The 24896-nt window shown below is 63.4% G+C and carries 26 protein-coding genes; 12 read left to right on the top strand and 14 right to left on the bottom strand.

All coding sequences use genetic code 11. The features are described 5' to 3' along the window. The 4 genes from VGD10_RS11105 to VGD10_RS11090 all read right to left on the bottom strand — a co-directional run. Positions 1-894: sodium/proton-translocating pyrophosphatase (locus tag VGD10_RS11105; protein WP_331040887.1), on the bottom strand; the 894-nt coding region annotated here is incomplete at its 3' end. Between the two features lie 131 nt (positions 895-1025). Next, positions 1026-1967, bottom strand: a complete 942-nt coding sequence (gene thiL / locus VGD10_RS11100) for a thiamine-phosphate kinase (RefSeq protein ID WP_331040886.1) — start codon at positions 1965-1967, stop codon at positions 1026-1028. 7 nt (positions 1968-1974) lie between these two features. Further along, on the bottom strand, positions 1975-2433 hold the full coding sequence (nusB, locus tag VGD10_RS11095; protein ID WP_331040885.1) for a transcription antitermination factor NusB: 459 nt from the start codon (positions 2431-2433) through the stop codon (positions 1975-1977). 40 nt (positions 2434-2473) lie between these two features. After that, a complete protein-coding gene (locus VGD10_RS11090; protein ID WP_331040884.1) occupies positions 2474-3388 on the bottom strand; it encodes an alpha/beta hydrolase in 915 nt (304 codons plus the stop codon). A gap of 50 nt (positions 3389-3438) precedes the next feature. Between VGD10_RS11090 and VGD10_RS11085 the strand changes: the two genes are divergently transcribed. Continuing rightward, a complete protein-coding gene (locus VGD10_RS11085) occupies positions 3439-4410 on the top strand; it encodes a M48 family metalloprotease (RefSeq protein ID WP_331040883.1) in 972 nt (323 codons plus the stop codon). On the opposite strand, the gene VGD10_RS11080 is transcribed toward VGD10_RS11085, so the two are convergent. Both VGD10_RS11080 and VGD10_RS11075 read right to left on the bottom strand, forming a co-directional pair. Further along, positions 4397-5296: a pirin family protein gene (locus VGD10_RS11080; RefSeq protein ID WP_331040882.1), complete on the bottom strand. Its 900-nt coding sequence runs from the start codon at positions 5294-5296 to the stop codon at positions 4397-4399. The genes VGD10_RS11085 and VGD10_RS11080 overlap by 14 nt on opposite strands. 2 nt (positions 5297-5298) lie before the next feature. Then, positions 5299-5583, bottom strand: coding sequence for a BolA family protein (locus tag VGD10_RS11075; RefSeq protein WP_331040881.1), 285 nt, complete (start codon positions 5581-5583; stop codon positions 5299-5301). Between the two features lie 38 nt (positions 5584-5621). Here VGD10_RS11075 and VGD10_RS11070 point away from each other — a divergent pair, with 38 nt between their 5' ends. Genes VGD10_RS11070 through cobT form a run of 3 tightly spaced genes read left to right on the top strand, consistent with a single transcriptional unit; the run spans position 5622 to position 9077 of the window. Further along, complete coding sequence (locus tag VGD10_RS11070; RefSeq protein ID WP_331040880.1) at positions 5622-6215, top strand: J domain-containing protein; 594 nt, start codon at positions 5622-5624, stop codon at positions 6213-6215. 17 nt (positions 6216-6232) lie between these two features. Next, positions 6233-7237 carry a cobaltochelatase subunit CobS gene (cobS, locus tag VGD10_RS11065; RefSeq protein ID WP_331040879.1) on the top strand — a complete coding sequence of 335 codons (1005 nt, stop codon included), beginning with the start codon at positions 6233-6235 and terminating at the stop codon, positions 7235-7237. A 4-nt stretch (positions 7238-7241) separates the two neighbouring features. After that, complete coding sequence (gene cobT / locus VGD10_RS11060; RefSeq protein WP_331040878.1) at positions 7242-9077, top strand: cobaltochelatase subunit CobT; 1836 nt, start codon at positions 7242-7244, stop codon at positions 9075-9077. A gap of 106 nt (positions 9078-9183) precedes the next feature. Here cobT and VGD10_RS11055 read toward each other — a convergent pair whose 3' ends face one another. Both VGD10_RS11055 and rpmB read right to left on the bottom strand, forming a co-directional pair. Further along, the gene (locus tag VGD10_RS11055) at positions 9184-9648 is read right to left on the bottom strand and encodes a glycine zipper 2TM domain-containing protein (RefSeq protein ID WP_331040877.1); all 465 of its coding nucleotides are present in this window, start codon (positions 9646-9648) and stop codon (positions 9184-9186) included. Positions 9649-9883: 235 nt separating this feature from the next. Beyond that, positions 9884-10174 carry a 50S ribosomal protein L28 gene (rpmB, locus tag VGD10_RS11050; protein ID WP_331040876.1) on the bottom strand — a complete coding sequence of 97 codons (291 nt, stop codon included), beginning with the start codon at positions 10172-10174 and terminating at the stop codon, positions 9884-9886. A gap of 185 nt (positions 10175-10359) precedes the next feature. On the opposite strand from rpmB, the gene VGD10_RS11045 reads away from it, so the two are divergent. Both VGD10_RS11045 and VGD10_RS11040 read left to right on the top strand, forming a co-directional pair. After that, positions 10360-10638: a hypothetical protein gene (locus tag VGD10_RS11045; RefSeq protein WP_331040875.1), complete on the top strand. Its 279-nt coding sequence runs from the start codon at positions 10360-10362 to the stop codon at positions 10636-10638. A 92-nt stretch (positions 10639-10730) separates the two neighbouring features. Next, a complete protein-coding gene (locus tag VGD10_RS11040) occupies positions 10731-11183 on the top strand; it encodes a nucleoside deaminase (RefSeq protein WP_331040874.1) in 453 nt (150 codons plus the stop codon). Between the two features lie 8 nt (positions 11184-11191). Here the strand turns inward: VGD10_RS11040 and VGD10_RS11035 are convergent, their stop codons facing one another. Both VGD10_RS11035 and VGD10_RS11030 read right to left on the bottom strand, forming a co-directional pair. Next, positions 11192-11890, bottom strand: a complete 699-nt coding sequence (locus tag VGD10_RS11035) for an energy transducer TonB (RefSeq protein WP_331040873.1) — start codon at positions 11888-11890, stop codon at positions 11192-11194. 72 nt (positions 11891-11962) lie between these two features. Then, complete coding sequence (locus VGD10_RS11030) at positions 11963-12640, bottom strand: OmpA family protein (protein ID WP_331040872.1); 678 nt, start codon at positions 12638-12640, stop codon at positions 11963-11965. Between the two features lie 134 nt (positions 12641-12774). On the opposite strand from VGD10_RS11030, the gene VGD10_RS11025 reads away from it, so the two are divergent. Next, positions 12775-14106 (top strand): hemolysin family protein, encoded by a 1332-nt coding sequence (locus VGD10_RS11025; protein ID WP_331040871.1) that lies wholly within the window; start codon positions 12775-12777, stop codon positions 14104-14106. On the opposite strand, the gene VGD10_RS11020 is transcribed toward VGD10_RS11025, so the two are convergent. From VGD10_RS11020 to purD, 3 genes are read right to left on the bottom strand one after another with little or no spacing between them, the layout of a single operon-like run. Beyond that, positions 14103-14654 (bottom strand): hypothetical protein, encoded by a 552-nt coding sequence (locus VGD10_RS11020; RefSeq protein WP_331040870.1) that lies wholly within the window; start codon positions 14652-14654, stop codon positions 14103-14105. The two genes, VGD10_RS11025 and VGD10_RS11020, sit on opposite strands and share 4 nt — an antisense overlap. A 30-nt stretch (positions 14655-14684) precedes the next feature. Continuing rightward, positions 14685-15110: a hypothetical protein gene (locus VGD10_RS11015; RefSeq protein WP_331040869.1), complete on the bottom strand. Its 426-nt coding sequence runs from the start codon at positions 15108-15110 to the stop codon at positions 14685-14687. Positions 15111-15146: 36 nt separating this feature from the next. Beyond that, positions 15147-16421, bottom strand: a complete 1275-nt coding sequence (gene purD / locus VGD10_RS11010; protein ID WP_331040888.1) for a phosphoribosylamine--glycine ligase — start codon at positions 16419-16421, stop codon at positions 15147-15149. Here purD and xseA point away from each other — a divergent pair. Further along, positions 16420-17862, top strand: coding sequence for an exodeoxyribonuclease VII large subunit (gene xseA, locus VGD10_RS11005; RefSeq protein WP_331040868.1), 1443 nt, complete (start codon positions 16420-16422; stop codon positions 17860-17862). The two genes, purD and xseA, sit on opposite strands and share 2 nt — an antisense overlap. Positions 17863-17876: 14 nt before the next feature. Beyond that, entirely contained in the window at positions 17877-18077 is a 201-nt protein-coding gene (locus tag VGD10_RS11000) for a DUF2093 domain-containing protein (RefSeq protein ID WP_331040867.1), read from the top strand. Here the strand turns inward: VGD10_RS11000 and VGD10_RS10995 are convergent. Beyond that, positions 18074-18598 carry a hypothetical protein gene (locus VGD10_RS10995; protein ID WP_331040866.1) on the bottom strand — a complete coding sequence of 175 codons (525 nt, stop codon included), beginning with the start codon at positions 18596-18598 and terminating at the stop codon, positions 18074-18076. The two genes, VGD10_RS11000 and VGD10_RS10995, sit on opposite strands and share 4 nt — an antisense overlap. A 227-nt stretch (positions 18599-18825) precedes the next feature. On the opposite strand from VGD10_RS10995, the gene VGD10_RS10990 reads away from it, so the two are divergent. From VGD10_RS10990 to VGD10_RS10980, 3 genes are all read left to right on the top strand, one after another. After that, positions 18826-22056 carry a TonB-dependent receptor domain-containing protein gene (locus tag VGD10_RS10990; RefSeq protein ID WP_331040865.1) on the top strand — a complete coding sequence of 1077 codons (3231 nt, stop codon included), beginning with the start codon at positions 18826-18828 and terminating at the stop codon, positions 22054-22056. Positions 22057-22173: 117 nt separating this feature from the next. Next, the gene (locus tag VGD10_RS10985; RefSeq protein WP_331040864.1) at positions 22174-24222 is read left to right on the top strand and encodes a tetratricopeptide repeat-containing sulfotransferase family protein; all 2049 of its coding nucleotides are present in this window, start codon (positions 22174-22176) and stop codon (positions 24220-24222) included. After that, positions 24222-24896: tetratricopeptide repeat protein (locus VGD10_RS10980; protein ID WP_331040863.1), on the top strand; the 675-nt coding region annotated here is incomplete at its 3' end. The genes VGD10_RS10985 and VGD10_RS10980, both read left to right, overlap by 1 nt.

The raw sequence follows: 24896 nt of genomic DNA, 5'->3' as shown, positions 1-24896 counted from the left end.
CCAGAAGCCCTTGTAGAGCGCGCCCATGATCGATTCCTTGCGTCCCAGGCGGACGAAATAAGTGCCGCTGATGGAGGTGATGATGCAGACGCCGCCGATGATGAGCGGCAGGCTCATCAGGCCGAGCACGTCGCCGCCGGTCGAGCCGACGAGGAGGGCGATCAGCACCATGGTGGCGCCGACGGTGACGACATAGGTCTCGAACAGATCCGCTGCCATGCCTGCGCAGTCGCCGACATTGTCACCGACGTTGTCGGCGATTACGGCCGGGTTGCGGGGATCGTCCTCCGGAATTCCGGCCTCGACCTTGCCGACCAGGTCGGCGCCGACGTCGGCGGCCTTGGTGAAGATGCCGCCGCCGAGACGCGCGAAGATGGAGATGAGCGAGGCGCCGAAGGCGAGCGCGACAAGCGCGTCGACCACCTCTCGGCTTGCAGGCTCAGCGCCGCCTTCGACGAGGATGTAGAAGAAGACCGCGATGGCGAGAAGCGCAAGGCCCGCGACCAGCATGCCGGTAATGGCGCCGGCGCGGAACGCGACGGTGAGGCCCTTCTGAAGGCTCGTGCGGGCGGCTTCGGCGGTGCGGACGTTCGCGCGCACCGAAATGTTCATGCCGATATAGCCGGCAACGCCCGAAAGCACCGCGCCGATCGCAAAGCCGATCGTGGAGGTCGCTCCAAGGAACAGGAACACCAGGACCGCGACGACCACGCCGACGATGGCGATTGTGGTGTACTGACGGCCCAGATAGGCTTTGGCGCCTTCCTGAATGGCGGCGGAAATTTCCTGCATCCGCTCGTTACCCGCGGGCGACGCGAGAACCTGGCGGCTGGTTACGAAGCCGTAGAGCACTGCGATGATGCCGCAGGCAATGGCAACTAGCACGACGTCCATGAAAGCTGTTCCTTCCCCTGATTATCCCGGACGGGGCCGATGACCCCCATGCGAGCGCGCCCGGATGTGGCTCGTCTCTTATTCGGCCTGAGAGGGGGATTCAAGCTTCGGAGAAATCGACGCTTTGGCTGTCAGGCGCGGCGATGCTCATAGCCGAGGCTTTGCGGCAGCGGCACGTCTTCGCCGCCTTCCGTGAGGCGGATGCCGACCCCGGGATTAAAGCGGCCGATACGGCTTAGCGAGAGGCCGAGTTGCTCGGAAAGTGTGAGGATCTCAGGCGCCGCTTCTTCGGCAGTCGCAAAGAGCAATTCGTAATCGTCTCCCGCCGTTGCGGCGGCAAGCCGCGCCTGGCGATCCTCGCCCAGCGCCGCAATATAGCTTGCCGAAAGCGGGATGCTGCCGATCTCGATCTCCAGTGCCAGGCCGCTCGCCTCGGCCATGCGCGCGCCGTCGATCATCAGCCCGTCCGACACGTCCATCATCGCGCTAACGAGCGGCGCGAGCGCCTGTCCTGCTTCCAGCCGCGGCCGCGGCAGGCGGTAGCGTTCAACGAGATCGGCAGCGCCCTTGAGATCGCCGCGCAGTATTTTGAGACCAGCTCCCGCGTCGCCGATAGAACCGGTCACCCAGAGAAGGTCGCCCGCCTTAGCCCCTGCGCGCGACGGCACCCCTCCCAAAGCTTCGCCAATAGCCGTGAGCCCGAGCACGCGCGCAGGGCCGGAGACCGTGTCCCCGCCCATGAGCGGGCAGCCAAGCGCGGCAGTCGCCCGTTCCAGCCCCTGCGCAAAGGCGCGATCCCAATCCGTATCACCAATCGTGTAGCCCATCAGCGCCCCAACGGGCCTCGCGCCCTTTGCAGCCAGATCCGACAGGTTCACAGCCAGCAGCTTCCAGGCGACGTCGCGGGGCGGATCGTCGGAGAGGAAATGCACGCCCTCCGCGATCATGTCGTGCGTCAGAACGAGCCGGGTTCCGCCCACCTCCAGCACCGCGGCATCGTCCATAAGCCCGCGCGCGGCGGGATCGGACGCGAACGCCCGAAGCGAAGCTATGAAGTCGGATTCGGCCGGCACTTGGGCCTTATACCGACTTTCGCACCTGTTTCGCGATGGCGTCGAGGAGGCCGTTCACGAACGCTGCTTCGCGCTTGTCGTAAAAGGCGTGGGCGACATCGACATATTCGGAAATGACGCTGCCGGTCGGCACGTCGATGCGGGCGGCGAGTTCATAGGCGCCGGCGCGGAGGATCGCCTTCATCGGCCGGTCGAGCCGCTCCAGCGACCAGTTCTTGGCGAGCTTCGCCGCGATCAACCCGTCCAGCTCTTCCTTCCGCGCATCGACGCCGGCAACGACGTCGTCGAAGAAATCGACTTCAGCATCAACATATTCCGCGCCTTCGATCGTGGCGCCGAGGCGGTGGTGGTGGAATTCGTGCAGAAGGGTGGGGAGGGGGGTCCGCTCCATCTCCTGCTGATAGAGCGCCTGAACGGCGGCAAGGCGGGCGGCGGAACGGGATTTGGCGCGGGCGGAAGCAGTCATCGGCGGGGGCCTTAGCGGCGGCGGTCCCGAACCCCAAGCCCTATTCGCCGCCCGCCGCGCCCGTCTCACTGAGGAAGTCGCGGATCGCGGCGGTGACGGTCTCCGGCTGCTCCCACGGAATGAAGTGCCCGGCATCGGGCGCTGTGGCGATGCGGAGATCGTCGACGAGGTCATGAAGCCCGTCGAGCTGCACCGGCAGAAGCGCCTTGTCCTTCATCCCCCACACGACAAGTGTCGGCATCTTGAGGTGTGGGAAGGGCGCGTGCGTCCAGAGCGGCGCCTTCGCCTTCTTGCCGCTTTTCGGCACCTCGATCTTGGAGGCGCGGTACCAGTTCAGCATTGCGGTCAGGGCGCCCGGCTGCGACCAGTCGTCGATATAGGCCTGCTTCTCCTCCGGCGGGATCTTCGAAAGGTCGGCATGCTTGCCGAAGCTCTTCTCGAAGAAGCGCTCCATGCCCATCGCCTTGATCCCCGCCTCCACCAGCGGTTTGCGGAAGGCGCGAATATACTGGGAGGCTTCCCGCTGCGCCTCGTCCTCGATGACGCTCTTCTGGAAGATGAGCGGGTGGGGCGCGTTGAGGATGACGAGCCGCTTCACCCGGAAAGGGTGCTCAAGCGCCGCAAGCCAGGCCGCAGCCCCGCCCCAATCATGGCCGACGAGGGTGAAATGCTTGATACCGAGCGCGTCCGCCAGCGCCATCAGGTCAGCGACGATCTTGTTCGTGCGGTAGTTGGCGACCCCCTTCGGCTTATCCGACCCGGCAAAGCCCCGCTGATCGGGCGCCACCACGAAATAGTCGCGGGACAGGTCGCGTATCTGGTGCCGCCAGGTGCGGTGAGATTCCGGAAAGCCGTGCAGGAAGAAAACGGGCTCGGCTCCTTCCGGCCCTGCAATGCAGACGTTGAGCGTGACGCCTGTCGAAAGCGCAATGCGCCGCGTGGGTAGCTCGTCCAACGCCTGCTCCTCATTTGCCATTCAGATGGGCTGTGCTTAGCCTCGCCGCGATGTTCAAGCGTCTTCTCCCGGCGGTGTTCCTGTCTCTTGCGCTTGCCGCTCCCGCGGCCGCGTCGCCGGCGCTGCTCGCGCTTCAGCAGATGGACCAAAGGGTGGCGACGATCGGCCACCGGCTCGCCCGGGCCAATCTCGATCTCTGCGCCGCCCGGACGATGCCGCTCAGCGGCCTTCTCCTTCACAGCCTCGATCAATATGGGGCGGAAGCGCGTGCCGATGCCGCCGCCGCGTTCGGCCTAGGTGAAGCGCCGGTTGTCCTCGCCGTCGTGCCGGACAGCGCCGCTGCCCGTGCCGGGCTGCAGCCGGGTGATGCATTGCTTTCGGTCGCGGGCAAGAGCTTTCCTTTAGGCAAGCTCAGCCGCAAGGGCAGCTACAAGCGCGTCCAGGCGCTTGAGGAGCATCTCCTCTCCTCGCTAGGCGCCGGACCGGTGACGGTGGAATATGCGCGCGGCAGCGTACGCGGCGCGGCTACCCTAGCACCCGAACAGGGCTGCCTCTCCCGCGTCCAGCTCGTGCCGGGCGCGAAGCTCAACGCCAGGGCCGACGGCACCTATGTGCAGGTGACGAGCCGACTCGTCGACTTCGTCAAAAGCGACGATGAACTGGCGCTCGTGGTCGCGCATGAAATGGCACACAACATCCTCAGCCACCGCACCCGCCTAGACGCGCAGAAGGTCTCGCGCGGCATTTTGAAGACGTTCGACGGCAGCGCCGGCAAGATCAAGGCAACTGAGGTAGAGGCGGATTATCTCGCCCTCTACCTCATGGCGCGCGCCGGCTATGACGTGAACGCCGCACCGGGCTTCTGGAAGCGGTTCGGCCCCGGCGGCATCTTCGAAATCTTCGCCGACGGCACCCATCCGGGCAAGGGCTCCCGCATCGAGGCGGCGGAGCGGACCATCGCCGAAATCAGGCTGAAGCAGCAGCAGGGCCTGCCGCTCATGCCGGCCTTTACGGGTAGCTGACCGTCTTAGGTATCTCGGGTATCGGAATCCTGTCGACCGCGTCGTCCGGCACCAGTGGGAAGCGCTCGGCCTTCCAATCCTCTTTCGCCTGATTGATCCGGTCGCGGCTCGACGACACGAAGTTCCACCAGACGAAGCGCGGTCCATCCATCGGCGCGCCGCCGCACAGCATCACATGCGCGCCCCGCTCCGACCGGAGCGTCGCGGCAATGCCCGGGCGAAGCACGTAGAGCGTGCTCGGCTGAAGCGGCATGCCGTCGAGGCTTGCATCCCCCTCCGCCAGATAGACCGCCCGCTCGTCCGCCTCCGGATCGATCGGCACGCTGCCGCCCGGCTGCAGCGCGATGTCGGCATAGATGGTTTCGCTGTGGCAGGTGACGGGCGAGCTTGCGCCCCAGAGGCTCCCCATCACCACCCGCGCGGTGGCGAGGGTGCCCTCCACCACGGGCAACGCATCCTTCGGCACATGCTCGAAGGCGGGGTCCATCTCCTCCTTGGCCTTCGGCAGCGCCAGCCAGGTCTGGATGCCGGAAAGCTCCGGCCCGCCCGGCCGCACCGAGGCTGGCGAGCGCTCCGAATGGACGATGCCCTTGCCCGCCGTCATCAGGTTCACCGCGCCCGGCTCGATCGTGCGGTATGTGCCGAGCGAGTCCCGGTGATCGATCGCACCGGCGAACAGATAAGTGACGGTAGCAAGATTGATATGCGGGTGCGGCCGAACGTCGATGCCCTCGCCAGGCGGCAGGTGCGCCGGCCCCATCTGGTCGAAGAAGATGAACGGGCCGACCGTGGTCCGCTCCTTGTTCGGAAGTGTCCGATGCACCTTGAACCCGCCGAGGTCGTGCGTGACCGGCTGCAGCGTCAGCAGAAAGAGATCGTCGTTCATATTCACTCCCCCGGTGCCCGCGCCTTGATGGCCAAAGCGTGTATGCGTTCCTTCATCAAATCACCCAAAGCGGCATTCACCGCCCGCTGACGTTCGACGCGGCTTTTGCCCTCGAAATGTGACGAGACGATCTCGACGCTGAAATGGCTTTCGCCGCTGCCGTCATAGCCGGCATGGCCGCGATGCTTCTCGCTGTCGTTGCGGACGATGAGGTGGCTTGGCTCCAGTGCCTTCGCCAGGCGTTGGGTGATTTCTTGGGCGACGGGGCCGGTGAAACTATCGGTCATGGCGCCTATATAGACGCTTTGCTTGGGAAAGGGAGTTGGTGGCGAGCGCGGGCAGGAAAGAGACCCGGTTTCACGGCCGGGTGGAGGGGCATGAGAAAGTTTGCGCCCATCCCGGCTGCGATGCGGCCGGCGAGTTCCGCGCGCCGCCCGCGGACGGCCGCCGCTCCGATTTCGATGGTCCCGGCCAATGGCGCTGGCTCTGCCTCGACCATGTGCGGGAGTTCAACACCGGCTACAATTATTTCAACGGCATGAGCCCCGACGAGATTGAGGAGGCGCAGACGCCTTATGGCGGCTGGGAGCGGCAGACCCGTGCTTTTTCAGGCCACGGCAGCTCGCCGCCGCCCAAATGGGCCGACTTCCTCGACCCGCTCGACGCGATCGGCGCCCGCTTTCAGCGTGGCCCCGAACGGCGCAAGGACGGCCGCGAACTCAGCGACGCCGATCGGAAATCCCTGCGCGTTCTGGGGCTTGGAACCGACGCCGACCGCAAGGCGCTCCGCACCCGTTATGCCGAACTCGTGCGCCGCTATCACCCCGACCGGAACGGCGGCGATCGAAGTCATGAGAAAGCGTTGCAGGCCGTGATCGAGGCCTATACGCAGCTCAAGTCCCGTCCCGTCTTCGCTTAAAGTTTCAGAGAGTGACCATGGCCGATCTCGCCAATGCCAACCCCGACAGCCGCGCCACCACATTGATGGACTCTCCGGACAAGGTGGTGAAGGTCCGCGACCTGTTCGGCGTCGACAGCGACATGGAGGTTCCGGCCTTCTCCGAGGCTGACGAGCGGGTGCCGGATCTCGATCCCACCTACGTCTTCGACCCCGACACCACGCTCGCCATCTGCGCGGGCTTCGGCAAGAACCGGCGCGTGATGGTGCAGGGCTATCACGGCACCGGCAAGTCGACCCATATCGAGCAGGTCGCCGCGCGCCTCAACTGGCCGCTAATCCGCATCAATCTCGATGCGCATATCAGCCGCATCGACCTCGTCGGGCGCGACGCGATCGTGCTCCGTGACGGGCAGCAGGTGACGGAGTTCCGCGAAGGTTTGCTCCCCTGGGCGCTGCAGACGCCGACCGCGCTGGTGTTCGACGAATATGATGCGGGACGTCCCGACGTGATGTTCGTGATCCAGCGCGTGCTTGAGGCGGAGGGGAAGCTCACCCTGCTCGACCAGAACCGCGTGATCCGCCCGAATCCATGGTTCCGCCTGTTCGCCACCACCAACACGGTCGGCCTCGGCGACACGACCGGTCTCTATCACGGCACGCAGCAGATCAATCAGGGCCAGATGGACCGCTGGAACATCGTCGTGACGCTGAACTATCTGCCGGCGGCGACCGAGGCGCAAATCGTCCTCGCCAAGTCCGGCGAATATGATCACGAAGGCGGTCGTCAGGAAGTCGAGCGGATGATCAAGGTCGCCGACCTCACCCGCCAGGGCTTCATCAACGGCGATATCTCGACCGTCATGAGCCCACGCGCGGTGATCAGCTGGGCGCAGAATGCCCTCATCTTCGACGACGTCGGCTTCGCCTTCCGCCTCTCCTTCCTCAACAAATGCGACGAGGCGGAGCGGCCATTGGTCGCCGAATATTATCAGCGCGTTTTCGGCAAGGATCTTCCCGAAAGCGTGGTGGGCAAGGCCTGAGGCCATGCCTCAGAACGACAATCCGCTCGAAGCCTTTCGCCAGGTCCTGACCGGCGCAAGCCGCGCGATCGCGCGCGAGCCGGAGGTTGAGCTAGGCTTCACCGCCGATGCGCCCATGTCATCGGGCAAGAACATCAAGGTGCCGATGCCGGGCCGATCGCTGCCGGAGCGCGAGGTGGCCGAAGCGCGCGGCTATGCCGATGCCGCGGCGCTGAAGCTCCGCCATCATAATGCGGCGCTCCATGCGCGCGGCCTGCCGCTCGACGAAACCGCCCGCGCCGTCTTCAACGCGGTCGAGCAGGCCCGCGTAGAGGCCCTCGGCGCGCGGGCGATGGAGGGCGTGCGCGGCAATTTGAAGCAGCTCACCGAGATGCGGATGCGCACCGATCCGATCACCCGCGCCCGGACGAAGGCGGAAGTGCCGCTTTCGACCGCGCTCGGCCTGATCGTCCGCGAGCGGCTGACCGGCGAAGCGCCGCCCAAGGCCGCGCTCGAAGGGCTGAAGCTCGTCTCCGACTGGATCGAGGAGAAAGCGGGCGCCGATCTCGACGCGTTCGGCCTCGCGCTCGACGATCAGGCCGCCTTTGCTGCGCTCGCCACCAAGCTCCTCAAGGATCTGGAGCTGGTCGAAGGCGACGCCGACGCCGAACGCGACCCCAATGAGGGCGAGGAAGGCGAGGGCGACGATCAGGACGAGGCCGAGACCAGCGAGGAGGAGAATGAGGAGGAAGGCGGCGGCGGCGAGGGTGAAGCCGACATCCGCGTCGAGCAGGGTGAGTCCGGAGAGGACGAGGGCGACAGCCAGTATAGCGACGAAGAATTTTCAGAGGGCGACGAAGGCCTAGGCGAGGAGGGCGAGGAGGGGATGATCCCCACCCGGCCAAACCGCCCGCTATCGGATCTCCCGCCCCAGTTCGATTATAAGGTCTTCACCCCCCGTTTCGACGAGACGGTGGAAGCCACCGAGCTTTGCGACGAGGAGGAGCTTGGGCGGCTTCGCTCCTATCTCGATCAGCAGCTCGTCCATTTGCAGGGCGCCGTCACCAAGCTCGCCAACCGGCTGCAGCGCCGCCTGATGGCGCAGCAGAACCGCAGTTGGGACTTCGACCAGGAGGAAGGCCTGCTCGACGCGGCGCGGCTCGCCCGCGTGGTCGTCAGCCCCGGCCACTCCCTCTCCTACAAGGTCGAGCGTGATACCGATTTCCGCGACACGGTGGTGAGCTTGCTCATCGACAATTCCGGCTCGATGCGTGGACGGCCCATTTCGATTGCGGCCATCTCAGCCGACATTCTCGCCCGGACGCTCGAACGCTGCGGCGTCAAGGTGGAGATACTGGGCTTTACCACGCGTGCTTGGAAGGGCGGCCAGTCGCGGGAGCGCTGGCTCGCCGACGGACGGCCGCCGCAGCCGGGCCGGCTCAACGATCTCCGCCACATAATTTACAAGAAAGCGGACGAGCCTTGGCGGCGCGCACGGAAGAATCTCGGCCTGATGATGCGCGAGGGGCTGCTGAAGGAGAATATCGACGGCGAAGCGCTCTTATGGGCGCATAACCGGCTGATCGGACGGCCCGAGGAGCGACGCATCCTGATGGTCATTTCGGACGGCGCGCCGGTCGACGATTCAACCCTGTCGGTGAACAGCGGCACCTATCTCGAACGCCACCTCCGCCAGGTGATCGGCTGGATTGAGGCCCGCTCGCCGGTCGAACTCGTCGCCATCGGCATCGGTCACGACGTCACCCGCTATTACGAGCGGGCCGTCACCATCATGGATGCAGAGCAACTGGGCGGCACGATGGTCGAACAGCTGGCAAGCCTATTCGACACAAAAGCCTGAGCTGCCTAGCCTGCAGCAAAGTACCACTTTGCTGCAAATGTGAAGGCCGGCGCTCTCCTGGGAAAGCGCCGGCCTTCGCCCTCGTTACGCGACCCGAGGGATTGGGTTAGCAGGGGCGGTTCTTGTCGATCGCCCGGCCGGCAAGCGCACCGATCGCGCCGCCGACGATAGCGCCGGTCGTTCCGCTGCCGCGATCGTAGCTGTAGCGGCTGCCGCTCCGGCCGACTTCGCGGCCCAGGAGGGCGCCGACCGCGCCGCCGACGATGGTGCCGGTCGTGCCGCTGCTGCAGCGGCGGTTGCCATAATAGCCGGTGCTGCGGCCGTAATAGCCGCCGCTCTGCTGGCCGTAATAGCCACCATTGTTGTAGCCGCGATTGGAATAGCGGTTGTCCACGTAAACCGCACGGCCGTAGCGGTCGTAGGTATAGGCACGGCCATAACGGTCGTAACGGACCGCCTGACTCTCATAGCGACCGTAATCATAATAACCGTACTGGGCCTGCGCGGCCGAGGGGAGGGCAATGACGCCCGTGGTGGCCGCAGCGGCGATAAGGGCTGCTTTCTTAAGCATGACGAATACTCCTGTTCATCTCCGGTCGGCGGAACTGGCGGGCCCGAAACGCAGGGACTCCGCACCGACCGTCGACGTTGAACAGGCTTATCGGCCGCTATGGTTGAGCCGCCGCTGAATGCCGCCGTCAGCCGCCGTTAAGGGAGAAAAGCTGCTCCAGATGCGAAAACGGGCGCGGATGATTGCCCATCCGCGCCCGCTTCTAACTTTGATGAGCGGCGTACCGCCCGGGCGTTCAGCCGTTCGCTGCCTGCTTCTTCGAAATCTCGCGCTTCAGGCGGCGGGCGTTGAGGCTGAGCTTGTCGTCGCCCGTCTTGGCGAGCCAATTATCGAGGCCGCCGACATGCTCCACCGAACGGAGGCCCGCGGTCGAAACGCGAAGCTTCACGGCGCGGCCGAGGGCGTCCGACATCAAGGTCACATTCTGCAGGTTCGGCAGGAACGTGCGCTTGGTCTTGTTGTTGGCGTGGGAGACATTGTTACCCACCAGCCGGCCCTTGCCGGTCAGTTCGCAAATACGCGCCATCGAATCTCGTCCTGGATTTTGGAAGCTTCAGCTCCCGGAAAGTCGGCGCGGATAGCGGCAGGAACGGGATTCGTCAACCTCGGCAAAGCGCTTCGCCGGCCGATAAGATCGTTGCGGTAGTGCAACCGAATGGCCCGGCCTGCGTTGTCCGTCCCAAGCCACAGGGGCTCAGAGGAGGAATACCTATGTCTCGTACGATCCTGGTCATCCTGGCCATAGCCGCGCTCGTGCTGCTGGTGCTGCTTGCGACCGGCATCCTGAACGTCAACCAGACCAAGGAAGCCAAGCTTCCGGATGTCGACGTGAGCGCCCAGGGCGGACAGGCTCCGGCCTTCGACGTGGACGCGAAGCAAGTCGTGGTCGGAACCAAGGAAACCAACGTTTCCGTTCCTGACGTCGACGTGGAGTCGAAGGAAACCACCGTGGACGTACCCGTCGTCGGCACCAAGGAAGACGGCGAATAAGCTTGCGGGGTGAGGCCGCGGCCGTTGCGCCGCGGCCTCTGCAACTCTCTCATTGATGGAAGTTGCCGAATGGGCGCGCTATTGGCGCGCCCATGTCGTTTCCGCTCCCCGAACCCATGCGCCGCGCGCTAGACGCCGCGCGTGAAGCCGCGGAGGCGGGCGAAGTACCCGTCGGCGCCGTGGTGATGCGGGGCGATGAACTGATCGCCACCAGCCGAAACGCGATGCGGAGCGCCAATGATCCCACCGCCCATGCCGAGATGGTGGCGATCCGCGCCGCGGCCGAACGGATCGGCAGCTCGCGCCTCGACGGGTGCGATCTCTGGGTGACGCTCGAACCCTGCGCCATGTGCGCCGGCGCCATCGCGCTCGCCCGGATCGGCCGCCTCTATTTCGCCGCGCCCGATCCTAAAGGCGGCGGGGTTCTCCACGGCCCGCGCCTCTTCAGCCAGCCCACCTGTCACCATGCGCCGGAAGTTTATGGCGGCATTGGTGAGGCCGAAGCGGCGGAACAGCTCAGAGGCTTCTTTCAGGACCGGCGCTAGCGCCTCAATCAATCGGGCGCCCAGTCGAAGGAGGTCTGCTTGGTCTCGGCAACGGCTTTGCCCTGGCCGTCTCTCGCCGGCCGGTATCTAAACCTTTGCTCGATTATGCCGCAGGTCGCTGCATCGAGTTGTGGATAGCCGCTCGACCGCGTCACCGCACAGCCGCTGACCCGGCCGCTCGGCTGCACCGTGTAGCGCACGTAAACGGTGCCTCTCAGGCGCGTGGGACCCGCAATCCGCGCATAGTCTCTCCGGGTGAAGCCGCCTTGCTCACGAACCGCCTTACTTCCGCCCCCGCCTCCGCCGCCGGTGCCGGTTCCGGAGCCGCCGCTGCCGGTCCCGTTACCCGTGCCGCCGCTCCCGGTACCGGTGCCGACGATGTCCGCATTACCCGATGCGGGCGCGGTCCGGACGGGCGGCGGAACGGGAAGCTCGATCTTCGGCTTTGGTGCGACGACGGCCTTGATGCTTGGCGGCGCGGCCGCGCCTTCGGGCTCCGGCTCCTTGAGTCTCACCGGCTCCGGCTTCTCCTCCGGCGGCGGGGGAGGGTCCGTAATGTCGAAAACCTTCAGATTGTCAGAGACTTGGTGCACCACCTCATAGGCAAGGCCGGTGATGAAGGCATAGCCGAGCAGCGCATGAAGCGCCGTAACGCCGATCAGCGCCTTAATGCGGTCCTGGCGAGTTCGTTTCGACAGCTGCATCATCGTTTAAGCAACGCACGAAAAAGGGCGCCGGGTTCCACCGGCGCCCTTCCGTTTTTCAGCTCTTCGGTCCGATCAGGCGCCGGTCGCCGCCGGCACGATCCGGATGTCGACGCGGCGGTTCGCCTGGCGGTCGGCCTCCGTCTGCTCGGGGTTCACGAGCAGCTGGCTTTCGCCCATGCCGCGGGTCGCCATGCGGACCGTCTGCACGCCGCGGGCAGCGAGATAAGCGGAAACGCTCTGAGCGCGCCGCTCAGACAAGGCTTGGTTATAGGCCTCGCTGCCGGTGCTGTCGGTGTGACCGTAAATGTCGATCAGCGTCGACGGATAAGCGCGAAGAGTTTCCGCGACCTGGTCGAGCGTCGCCTGGAACTGCGGCTGGATATCCGAACGATCGTAGGCGAAGGTTATGCCGGCCGGCATGCGCAGGAGCAGCTCGTCCCCTTCACGTTCGACGACGACGCCGGTGCCGGCCGTCTTGCGGCGAAGCTCCTGTTCCTGCCGATCCATATAACCGCCGATGGCACCGCCCGCGATCGCGCCGATGCCGGCACCCAAGATCCGCTCGGTCCGGTCGCTCCGACCGCCGATCAGGTCGCCCAGAACATAGCCGCCGAGGAGGCCGCCCGCAGCGCCGATTGCGGCGCGCGAAATGCGGCGCTCACCCGTCACCGGATCGGTGACGCAGGCGGCGGTGGTGGCCAGCAGGCCGGCCGCAACTGCGGCCATCGTGATACGCTTGCTTACAGACATGGGCATTCCTTTCCCGAATGACGGGCAGTTGAACCTGCTCACTTAACTGCTCACCTGTCAAACCTGTTCCACATCCGCAAAGATGAGGCGGTTGCCGCTCCTTCCATTTAGCGGCTAAGGAATGGCTCGCAGACATGCCACCCGCCCCCCCGCCATCGCCATTCCCCTGGATCGACCTCGTCGTCATCGCCTTCCTGGTGGCCCTGAACGGCGTCTTCGCGATGTCGGAGCTTGCCATTGTCTCGGCCCGCGAGGCGCGGCTGAAGGCGATGGTGAAGGCAGGCCGGGCAGGCGCGCAGACGGCCCTAGATCTTGCGGCTAATCCGGGCCGCTTTCTCTCGGCGGTTCAGATCGGCATCACCTTGATTGGCATCCTGGCAGGCGCCTATTCCGGCGCGAGCCTTGGCGGACCTGTCGGAGAGCGGCTTCAATTGTTCGGCATTGAGCCGGAACTTGCCCGTTCCCTGGGCTTCGCTCTCGTCATCATCCTAACGACCTACGCTTCGCTGATCATCGGCGAGCTCGTGCCGAAGCAATTCGCCCTCCGCGCGCCGGAGCCGATCGCCGCAGTCATGGCCCTACCGATGCTGTGGCTCGCCCGCGCGACCGCGCCGCTCGTCTGGCTCCTCGACAAGAGCAGCATGCTTATCTTCCGGCTTCTGGGGCTGCGGCGGGAATCCGACACGCAAGTGACGGCTGAGGAGCTCCACATCCTCGTCGCCGAGGCACATAGCGCCGGCGTCATCGAGGAAAGCGAGCGGGCGATCATATCCGGCGTGGTGCGGCTCGCCGACCGACCGACGCGTGAAGTCATGACGCCCCGCACCGAAGTCGATTGGATCGACATCGATGCCGATCCGGAGACGATCCGGGAGCGGCTGCTTGAGACGCCGCACAGCCGCTTGCCCGTCGCGGAAGGGTCGGTGGACCAGTTGGTCGGCGTCGTGCAGCTTCGCGATATCGTGGTTTCGCAGATCGAGGGACGGGTGCTCAATCTTCGCGACTTGGTTCGCGAGGCGCCGATCATTCCGGACCAGATGGACGCAATGGACGCGCTGGCGGTGCTTCGCTCAGCCGAGGTGCCGATGGCTTTCGTCCACGACGAATATGGCCATTTCGACGGGCTGCTGACGCCCAACGACCTGCTCCGCGCCCTTGCAGGCAATTTCGCGTCCGATCAGGACGAGGATACCGATCCGCCGCTGGTGGAGCGGGAGGATGGGAGCTGGCTCATTTCAGGCTCGCTTGCCGCCGACGCACTGGCGGACACGCTCGGCTTCGATCTGCCGGAGGATCGCGATTATGCGAGCGCCGCCGGGTTCGCGCTGTTCGTGCTGAAGCGGCTTCCAGAGACTGGCGAGCGCTTCAGCTTTGGCGGCTGGCGCTTCGAGGTGGTCGATATGGACGGGCGCAAGATCGACAAGCTGCTCGCCTCGCGGGAGCCGCGGAAGCGGCGCGACGACTAGGCGCCGCTTCCGAGCTTCCCAAACTTGGCTTCGAAGCCGTCCCGGTCGTTGCGGGCGAGGTAGGCCGCCTGTTCGATCACGCGGTCCCGCGCCAGCCGGCCGCGGAACGGGCCCATCTTCTCGTCGAGCATCGCGACTTCATTGTCGCTGAGCCGCGCAAGCTGATCGAAGCGCGTGATGCCGTTCGCGTTGAGCTGCGTCACGAACTTAGGGCCGACGCCCTTCATGATCGACAGGTTGTCGGGCGGGCCGCTCGCGCCCGGAAGCTCCGAATGAACCTGGACGCCAAGCACTTCGCCGGCAACGTCGGTCGTCGCCGCTGCCCCCTGATCGGCAAGGCTGTTGCCCTCCGGTGTGTCGCGGCGGAGCGGCGTCGGCGCAGCGGGAGCCTCCGGTACCGGGCGCTCCTGCTCCAGCGCTTGCGGTGGAGCGGCCACGTCGCGTCCGTCTGCGGTCCTCACGCGCCTGAATATCCACCAGCCGATGACCAGCCCGATCAGCAGCGCGATGATGATGGGCGCGGTGTTGGCGTCGAATATCGTTCTCATGAGCAGCGCAGTCCCTTCCTTCGGATAATCTTAGTAGAAGCCTTCCCGGCGCTTCCGGCCCCAGATCAGCCAGGCGAGGCCGAGGCCCAGCAGATAGGCGAGGATGATCTGGATCAGGCTTTCGACGAGCAATGGCATCGCGCTTCTTTCTGGCTCGTCGGCCCAGCGATAGCCGGAGATGCCCGGCACTTCGGCGATAATATCGTTGATGCCCTTGAGGCTGCCCTGGCCCTCTCGCTGGAAGCGGTCCGCGTTCCCGGAGAGCGTCGCCGTTCGGGACAGCGGGTCGCGCCCGAGCTGCGCCTGCACCGGTAGTCCGGTTTGAGCGAGTGCTGCTTGCGCCTGCCGCTCGATGCTGGAGACCAGCCGCTCACCGTTGCCGAGCGGGCCGTGATAGATCCAGCCCATAAGGATCGCTGCGGCAAGGCCGATCAGGAATTTGAGTGCGGGTGACATTCGGCGTCTCCTCTTCTTTCCCGCCATACTAATGCTTCAGCGGCCGCGGGCAATCTCCCGCCAGCCGATATCCTTGCGATAGAAGCCGGTCGGAAAGTCGATCGCGTCCGCAGCCTCGTAAGCGATGGCGGCCGCTTCCTTGACCGTCCTGCCGCGTGCCGAGACCGTCAGCACGCGTCCGCCGCTGGCGATGATTGTGCCGCCGTCAGAGGCCGTTCCCGCATGGAAGACCTTGGCGCCCTTTCCGGCAGCCGCTTCGAAGCCGCCGATGCGTCCGCCTTTCTCAGGCGTGCCCGGATAGCCGTTTGCGGCCATCACGACCGTCAGGGCGGCATCCTTGCTGAACCTCGGCGGCGGAAGCTCGGCCAGCTTCCCCCGCGCCGTTGCGAGCATGATCTCGAGGAGGTCGTCCTCCAGCCGCATCATCAGCACCTGGCATTCGGGATCGCCGAAGCGGACATTATATTCGATGAGCTTCGGCCCCTCCGCAGTCAGCATCAGGCCGGCATAGAGGATGCCCGAATATGGCGTGCCGCTTTCGGCCAGCGCACGCACCGTCGGTTTAACGATCTCCTCCATCACCCGCGCTTCCAGTTCGGACGTGAGGATCGACGCAGGGCTGTAGGCGCCCATGCCGCCGGTATTCGGGCCGGTGTCGCCGTCCCCGACCCGTTTGTGATCCTGAGCGGAGCCGAACGGCACCACCGTCTCGCCATCCGTAAGCGCGAAGAAGCTCGCTTCCTCGCCCTCCATAAATTCTTCTATCACCACCGCCGAACCAGCGCTGCCGAAGCCGCCTTCGAACATGGTGTCCAGCGCCGCCTGGGCTTCCTCTTCGGTCATGGCGATGATGACGCCCTTGCCGGCTGCGAGGCCGTCCGCCTTGATGACCACGGGAACGCCGAAGTCGGCCAGCACGGCTTCAGCCGCGAGTTTGTCCGATGCCCTTTCATAGCGGGCGGTAGGAATGCCGTGACGCGCGCACAGATCCTTGGTGAAGCCCTTGGAGCCTTCCAACTGTGCCGGAACCTTGTTCGGGCCGAAGACAAGCACGCCCATAGTCCGGAGATTGTCGGCGAGGCCGTCCACCAGCGGCGCCTCCGGCCCGATCACGACCAGCTCTACCGAATGGCGGGTGCAGAAATCGAGGACGGCGCGGTGGTCGAGCGGGTCGACCGAGACGAGTTCCGCATGTTCGGCGATTCCTGGGTTGCCGGGCGCCGCGAAAAGCTTGCCGAGCAGCGGAGATTGCGCGAGTTTCCACGCAAGCGCATGTTCACGGCCGCCGGACCCGATCAGCAGGACATTCATGAACACTTCCCCTCCAGATGACGCAGGGCTGTTAGCAACCGAGACGCCGGGCGACAACGCGCCTGCGCAGTCCGTTTCCGAACTGTCGATGGCGCTGAAGCGGACGGTGGAGGATGCGTTCGGCCATGTGCGCGTGCGGGGCGAAATTTCCGGCTGGAAGCGGGCCGCCTCCGGCCACTGCTATCTCTGCCTGAAGGACGAGAATGCGGTGATCGACGGCGTGATCTGGAAGGGGCAGGCGTCCGCGCTCCGCTTCAAGCCAGAGGATGGGATCGAGGTGGTGGCGACGGGCCGACTCACCACCTATCCCGGCCGCTCGCGCTACCAGATCGTGATCGATCGGCTGGAGCTTGCAGGCGCGGGCGCGCTGATGGCGCTGCTCGACAAGAGGCGGCAGGCGCTGGCGGCGGAAGGGCTGTTCGATGCGGAGCGAAAGAAGCGCCTCCCGTTCCTGCCGCGCACCATCGGTGTGGTGACTTCGCCTACTGGCGCGGTCATTCGCGACATCCTCCACCGCCTCGCTGACCGCTGCCCCAGTCAGGTGATCGTGTGGCCGGTGCCGGTACAGGGGGACGGCGCCGCACAGCAGATCGCGGCGGCGGTGCGCGGCTTCGATGCGTTTGTCCCGGGTGGCGCCGTGCCACGCCCCGACCTTCTCATCGTCGCACGGGGCGGTGGCTCGATCGAGGATCTTTGGGCCTTCAACGAGGAAGAGGTGGTGCGGGCGGTGGCGGACTGCTCCATCCCGGTCATCTCGGCCGTCGGGCACGAGACTGACACCTCCCTCTGCGACTTCGCCGCCGATGTGCGGGCGCCGACCCCCACTGCGGCGGCAGAGATCGCGGTACCCGTGCGGGCCGACCTCCTCGCCCAGCTTCGCGAGGTCGGCTTGCGGGCCGAACGCTGCGCCCGCCGCGGCATTGAGCGGGCAGGGGAGCAACTCCAGAATTGCCTGCGCTACTTTCCGGCCAAGGAGGAGCTGCTTTCGCCCCAGCAGCAGAAGCTCGATGAACTGGCCGAGCGCCTCCCTCGCGCGCTTGGGAGCCGCCTCAGCCACGCCCGCGCCGATCTCAGCCACGCAGCGGGGGCGCTTCGGCCTTCGTTATTGGACTCGACATTGCGCCGCAGCCGCGAGCGCCTAGCCGCCGTGCGCCTGGACCGGACGCTGATTGAACGCCGCATCCTGGACGGCCGCCGCTCACTCGACGCGCTCTGGCGCATCGCCGCGCAGGCGCACCCGAACAAGCCGCTCGAGAAGGGTTATGTGCGGGTCGAGGATCAGTCCGGAAAGACGCTCGTCTCCGCCGCGACAGCGCGGGCGGCCGCCCGACTGAAGCTCATATTCAAGGACGGCCAGGTGGACGTCACAACACAGACTCTTGAGCGGCCGCGGCGAGGAACCTATGCCGCGCCCAAGAGTGATCAACCCAAGCTGCTGTGAGAACGGGCAATCCGATGCTGATGTCGAACAAGGGCCGAACGGCCAAAGTCCACTATCTGGACGGCACCTTCCGAGTGTTGAGTCCGGGCGACCATGTCATTTGCGCAGTGACGCACGTCCCAATCAGGCTCGACGAGCTCAGATATTGGAGTGTGGAGCGCCAGGAAGCCCATGCGTCGGCTGAAGCCTCCGCCGAGGCGGAGATGCGCTCCTAATTGACGCGTTGAACTTTGACAGATGGCTGACCGGCAACGCTAAGCATGTAGCTTCCGAGAGCACCGCGTTTCACGAGTACCTTGTCGCCACGCCGAGGTTCCAACGCAAAGGGCTTATCGTCAGTTTGGCGCCAGCGGGCGCCGTCCTGAAGAACGAAGGTATAGCCGTCGTTTCGATTCCACGCGACGCTGGCGATCGATCCTTCGACCTGCTTCACTTCATCTTCCTCGTCGCCTCCAAAAATCTTAAGATTGGGAAGAGAGAGCCCAAAGAGCGAGCGCTTGGTTGAACGAACCTGCTCTCTGTCCACGGCAACCAGATCGCGGCGGGCTATCGCCTCGGCCACACTCGCGGTTTCCCGATCATAACAGGCGAGACGATCGGCAGCTGCCGTGAGGTCTCGGCACGCAATCATGCGCCTGATCTGCTGAGGCGTGTCGGTAGGCGAGGGGGACTGAGCTGTAGCAGGGGTGGTGCCTGCAAATAGGCTGCCTACCAGTAGAAACTTCAACATGCCCATGACAATTCCCCTCCGCGCTAAGATGTTAGCCTAAGTCCTACCCCGCCCAGCGGCAAGCGCGCAGTGTTGCAAATTTGAGACATCGCATCGACAACTGCCGTATTTCTGCGGCTGCCGCGTTGCCAGAGGCTGGCCCCTTAATTTATCAATCGTTGCGGTTCGGCAATGTGTCATTGCTGTGCGACATCGCCACCCGAATGCGGGGGCAAGGGAAGGGGTACATTTACATGAAGCTCGATTTTCGTCATCGACTGCTTGCTACGACGCTGCTCGTCGGCGCGAGCGTTCTCGCTACACCTGCGGCGGCGCAGCAGACGCCTCCGACCGATGGAACGTCTACGGACGTCACCAATCCGACTGGTCCCGTAGAGGGAGCGCCGATTCCCTCCAGCTCCGCTGAAGGCGAGCCGGTCGATCAGGCGCAGGATATCGTCGTTACCGGCAGCCGCATCCCGCAGCCGAACCTCGAGTCCGTAGCTCCAGTTACAGTGGTGAGCAGTCAGGACGTCAAGCTTTCCGGTACCACCCGGGTCGAAGACTTGCTGAACTCGTTACCTTCGGTCGTGCCTAGCCAGTCTTCGGGCATCTCCAATGGTTCAAATGGCACCGCGTCGATCGACCTTCGTGGCCTCGGCTCAAGCCGCACGCTAACGCTGATCAACGGTCGCCGCCTTCTTCCGGGCGATCCGGCTCCGGCCAGCGGTTCGGCAGCTGACATCAACATCATTCCCGCTTCGCTGCTGCGCCGGGTTGAGGTGCTGACCGGCGGCGCTTCGTCCACTTATGGTGCAGATGCCGTCGCCGGTGTCGTCAACTTCATCATGGATTCCAATTTCACTGGCGTCCGCCTCGACGCGCAGTACGGCTTCTACCAACACAATAATACGAATCCCGACGTTGGTGGTGGTCTGACGATGCGCGACATCATCGATGCGCGCACAAATGCTGGGTTCTCGGGGTTCGGCTATCCTAAGGGCAGCGTTGCTGACGGTGGTCAAGTCGATGCAACTCTTTCGCTCGGCAGCACCTTCGACGATGGACGCGGTCATGCCATGGCCTATATTGGTTACCGTAATGTCGATGCGGTTACTCAGGATCGACGCGACTACAGTGCCTGCGTTATTCAGAACACGGGTACGGGCGCGCCGCAATGCGGCGGCTCCGCTACCTCTGGGGAAGGTAATGCCCTTCTGTTCTTAAATGGCACCTCCACGTTCTTTACTCTTGGCCGAGGTACGCTGACTCAGGGGCTAACGCGCTATAACTTTGCTCCGACCAATTATTTCCAACGTCCTGATGAGCGTTATACGGCGGGCGTATTTGCAAATTACGAAGTTAGTGAGGCTGTTCAGCCTTACCTCGAATTCATGTTCATGGATGATCGCACGATTGCGCAGATTGCGCCTTCAGGCAACTTCGGCAACACCCTGACGATCAATTGTAATAACCCGCTTTTATCGGCGCAGCAGCGGGCCACGATTTGTCGTAACGAAAATCTGATTAATGGGTTCATCGGGAACTTTCCCACAGCGATCGGTGCCGGTTACAACCCAACGCCGAATGCTCCAGCGCTCAACTTTGTCGATCCGACGACGGGCACGACCTATAACCGTGCGTTCTTCCAGTTGCTGCGTCGCAACGTCGAAGGCGGGCCGCGCCGCAACGATCTGCAGCGCACGACTTTCCGTAACGTTCTGGGCTTGCGCGGCGATCTGAGCAATGTCTGGTCATATGACGCGTATTATCAGTTCAGCCGGGTCAACTATAATCAGACTTATTCGGGCGAGTTCTCCGCGACCCGGCTTGGTCGCGCGCTTGACGTGGTGGACGATCCCCGCACGCCCGGTGTGGTTGATCCCATCTGTCGCTCGGTCCTAGACGGTTCGGATCCGCTCTGCGTTCCTTATGACGTATTCTCTGGAAATGGTGTGTCGGACGAGGCGATTGAGTATCTCTCCGTGACCGGGCTCCAAAAGGGCAATATCGACGAGAAGGTTGCCAACGCATCGTTCACCGGTCTTCTCGGCGAATGGGGTTTGCGCAGCCCATGGGCTGAGGATGGCATTGGCGTGAACGTCGGTGTCGAATATCGCAAGAACTCGCTTGATCTGGAGACGGATCAGGCGTTCCGCACAGGCGATCTGACCGGTCAGGGTGCGCCGACCCTGCCGACCTCTGGTGACATTCAGGTAAGCGAGTTTTTCGCGGAAACGCAGATTCCCATTGTCCAAAAGAGCTTCATTGACGACCTGTCGTTTGTCGCCGGGTATCGGAAGTCCTACTATGAGACAAAAGGGGCGGATGGCACCGGTAACGACTTCGATACCGATACATATAAGGTTGGCATCGAGTTCGCTCCCGTACAGGATATCCGCTTCCGCGGGGCTTACAATCGAGCAGTCCGTGCACCGAACGTGCAGGAACTGTTTGCGACGAATTATGTAGGCCTCGACGGCTCCACGGATCCGTGCGCCGGACGTGTGATCACCGCCACCGACTATGGCTGTCTCGCTCAGGGCATGCGGGTGGGTCAGCAGACGCCGGCGAACCCGGCCGGGCAGTATCAGGGTCTGCTTGGCGGCAATGTAGATCTCGAGCCCGAGAAGGCTACGACGAAAACGCTAGGTGTTGTGCTTCAGCCGCGCTTCCTGCCGCGTTTCGCCTTCTCCGTGGATTATTATGACATCGAGATCAGGGATGCGATCCGCGGCTATGGCGCAGATGCCATCCTTGCGGACTGCGTCGACAACGCGACGGCGAGCTTCACTCCGGCCTCCTGCGATCTTGTCGTTCGTGATCCGGCTGGTTCGCTCTGGCTTTCGCCGGCAGGCTACGTGATCGACACGCCGATCAACACTGGCCAATTCCGCACCAAGGGCTTCGAGTTCAACGGTTCCTACTCGATGCGTCTTGGCGGGCTTGGTAACTTGTCGTCGAGCTTCGTAGGTACGCTGCTCGACTCATATAGCGTAAACAACGGCCTGACCGAGCCATATGACTGCGCGGGCTATTATGGACCTACCTGCAGCCCGGGTGGTGTCACCGATGGCGGTGCGCCGCTGCCGAAATGGCGGCATAAACTCCGCACGACGCTCCAGATGCCCAACGGTTTGGGACTGTCGGTTCAATGGCGCCATATTGGAAAGGTGAAGGCGGAGACGACCAGCGGTCAGTCGTCGCTTCAGCCGGATCCGGTGTTCAACTATGATCCGGGCGTGGTGCTGAAGGCGCACAACTACATCGATCTGTCCGCAACGTTCACGATTGGCGACAGCTACAACTTCCGGTTCGGCGTCAACAACGTGTTCGACAACGATCCGCCGTTGGTTACCTCTGGTAACGCGAACCGCAACGGCTCGAACCTGTGTCCGAGCGGTCCGTGCAATGGCAACACCTACCCTGGCCTGTATGACGCGATCGGTCGCTACATCTTCGCAGGTGTAACTCTCGACTTCTAATAAGCCAAAATTGAACTGTGAGGCGGCGGATCCAAGATCCGCCGCCTTTTTTAAGTAGCTGGAAGAGCTTCCTGGCTGAGGCCTTACCACCGGACGTTGTCGAGGTTACAAAGATCCATGACTTCTTCCGAGCTTTCTGCTTCCGCGACGGCAATCATCCAGCGTGCACTGTCGCTCGCGCAACTAGGACGTTTGAAAGAGGCGTCCTACTTAGTGGAGCAGGAACTTGCGGTGGGTAACCGGTACGGGCCGTTAAACGCCCTCCTTGGCATGCTCCTTTGCCATCAGGGCGACTTTGAGGGAGGGGTTCACCAGCTTCGCGTCGCCCATCAAGAGCTGCCGAGTGACCTTTCGATAGCGATCAATCTAACAGCTGCTCTTCTGGAAATAGCCGAGTTCAAGGAGGTTTTGCACGTCGCATCAGAAGAGCGCGCACGGTTGGACAACAGCCTCCGCCTTGCCCGCTTTCGGGCTTATGCAGCGTTGACGCTCGAGGACTTCAACACGGCAGTTCAAGCTTATGAGTATGTGGTTCAGAACGAACCGGGTGACATGGACAGTTGGAATAATCTCGGGAATGCGAAGGCAAGCTTGGGTGACACGTCCGGGGCAATTGAGGCTCTCCGGCGCGCCGTGGCTCTGGATCCGCGCGCAGCTCCAACGCGCTTCAATCTTGCCCAAGCCTTGTCTGCGGAGGGTCGAATAGACGAAGCTGCAGCCCTGCTGCGCACGCTTAGCGATGAGCTGCCGGACGACCCAACAGCTCTTGCCGAGCTGCACCTTCTGCTAAAGCGCTCTGGTCAAACGGAAGCGGCGATCAAAGTCTTAGAGGAGGCTTGTAGGCGGCCACGAGGTGACGCTTCCTTATTGATCAGGTTAGGCCACGAACGTTGGGACAGGCTGGAGGAAGAAGAAGCCACGCTGGCTTTCGAGGAGGCGATAAGACGCGAACCGTCCAATGGTGCTGCTCATGTCGGACTGGCAATCATCTACGAGCACAGCAATCGCCCCGGGGCACTTACCGACCTTTTGAGCGCCGCCCGAAATCATTCCATAGACGAGGGCCCCTTAAACTTCATTGAGGCATTGAAGCACAGGAGGGCGAAGCGTTTCAAAGAGGGGCTAGATGCCTTGCGGCAAGTGCCTGACGATCTTGAGCCCGAGCGGCAGGCGCACTTGCTTGGGCAATTTTATGACGGCTTGGAGCAGAGTGCTGAAGCTTTTTCCGCCTTCACCCGAATGAACCAACTTCTCACTGAAGACCCCACGAACCCACTGCAGCGAGCGCGGAAGCTTCGGGACAAGCTGAGGGACGAAAGGGCCAAGCTCACTTCGGACTGGGTTGGCACATGGACCGAAGAAGTGCAGGATCGCGACCGGCCGTCGCCCGTGTTTCTAGTCGGATTCCCGCGATCGGGCACAACTCTGCTCGACACGATGCTCATGGGACATCCAGACGTGGAGGTTCTTGAAGAAAAACCTACTCTCAGTGTTGTCGAAGAGACGATTGGAGAGTTCTCCGATTTGGCGGACCTTGGATCAGATGATGTTACGGTAGCCCGGCACCGCTATTTCCAGGAAGCAGCTAAATACATCCAGCTGCGCCCAGATGCCCTCTTAATCGACAAGTCACCGTTGTTCCTCAACAAGGTACCACTTATTTATAGGCTCTTCCCGGACGCTTGTATCATATTCGCTCTTCGGCATCCATGCGACGTTTTGCTGAGTTGCTACATGAGCAATTTTCGCCTCAATTCAGCAATGTCGAACTTTCTTCGTCTAGAAGACGCCGCCGAGTTTTATGATTTGACCATGGATTACTGGGAGAACGCCAGATCATTATTCCCGATCGAAGTAAACGAAATTTTCTACGAGAGGGTGGTTGCGGAGCCTGAGGCCGAGCTCCGCCCCCTCATCGATTGGCTCGGGCTGGAGTGGAAGCCTGAATTGCTTGACCATCAGCGGACGGCGACGACGCGGGGAATGATAACCACCGCTAGTTATGCACAGGTTACGGAGCCCTTATATCAACGTTCGATAGGGCGGTGGGTCCGATACCGCGAACAACTTGCACCGATATTGCCTAAGCTGGACAAGTGGGCCGTGAAGTTTGGCTATGGCAGCGTTTTCGATGGCGCTTCGAACCAAGGCCGTGGACCACTCTGATGTTCGAGCCGCGTCTGACGATCGTGCACAACGGCCAATCGGACGCAGAAACTCTCGCAGACTTGGCTCGGGACGCTCTGTCGGAGGGCGAGGAGGAGCGAGCGCTTCCGTATCTCAGTCGTGCCGCTGCTATCCGGTCTGACGCGCGATTATGGCAGTGGACCGGACTGCTTTTCCGATCACTGGATGAGCATGATGACGCTCTAAGGGCGTTTGAAAATGCGGCACACTTCGCTCCATCCGATCCAAGCATCGCCCACGGCTATGCCCGTATTGCGCTCGAGGCCGGATTACATGCGGTGCCTTTGTTCGAACGGGCCCGTCAGTTCGCACCAGCGAACGGAGACGTTCTCGTTGGGCTGGCGGCGGCCCGTGCTGCCGCGGGTCAAGGAGAGGCGGCGGCCGCTGAACTTGACGCTATATTGCTGCGGGCACCGCTTTGGATACAGGGCCACATCCAACTCGCGCAGCTTCGATCAGTACTAGGGCAAGGAAACGCGGCCGATGCTTCGTTCCGGCGGGCGCTCAGAATGCGGCCGTCCGACGAAACCCTTTGGAAGAGCCTGTTTGATCTTCATTTGCAGGCCGAGCGCTACTCCGCGCTCAAGCAAAGTCTGGCGGAGGGTGAGAAAGCCGGCCTGACCCAGCACCTGCTAGCAGAATATAAAGCGATC

This window comes from Allosphingosinicella sp. (assembly GCF_036402135.1).
Classification (GTDB): domain Bacteria; phylum Pseudomonadota; class Alphaproteobacteria; order Sphingomonadales; family Sphingomonadaceae; genus Allosphingosinicella.
This window is presented reverse-complemented; position numbering and strand designations above follow the sequence as displayed.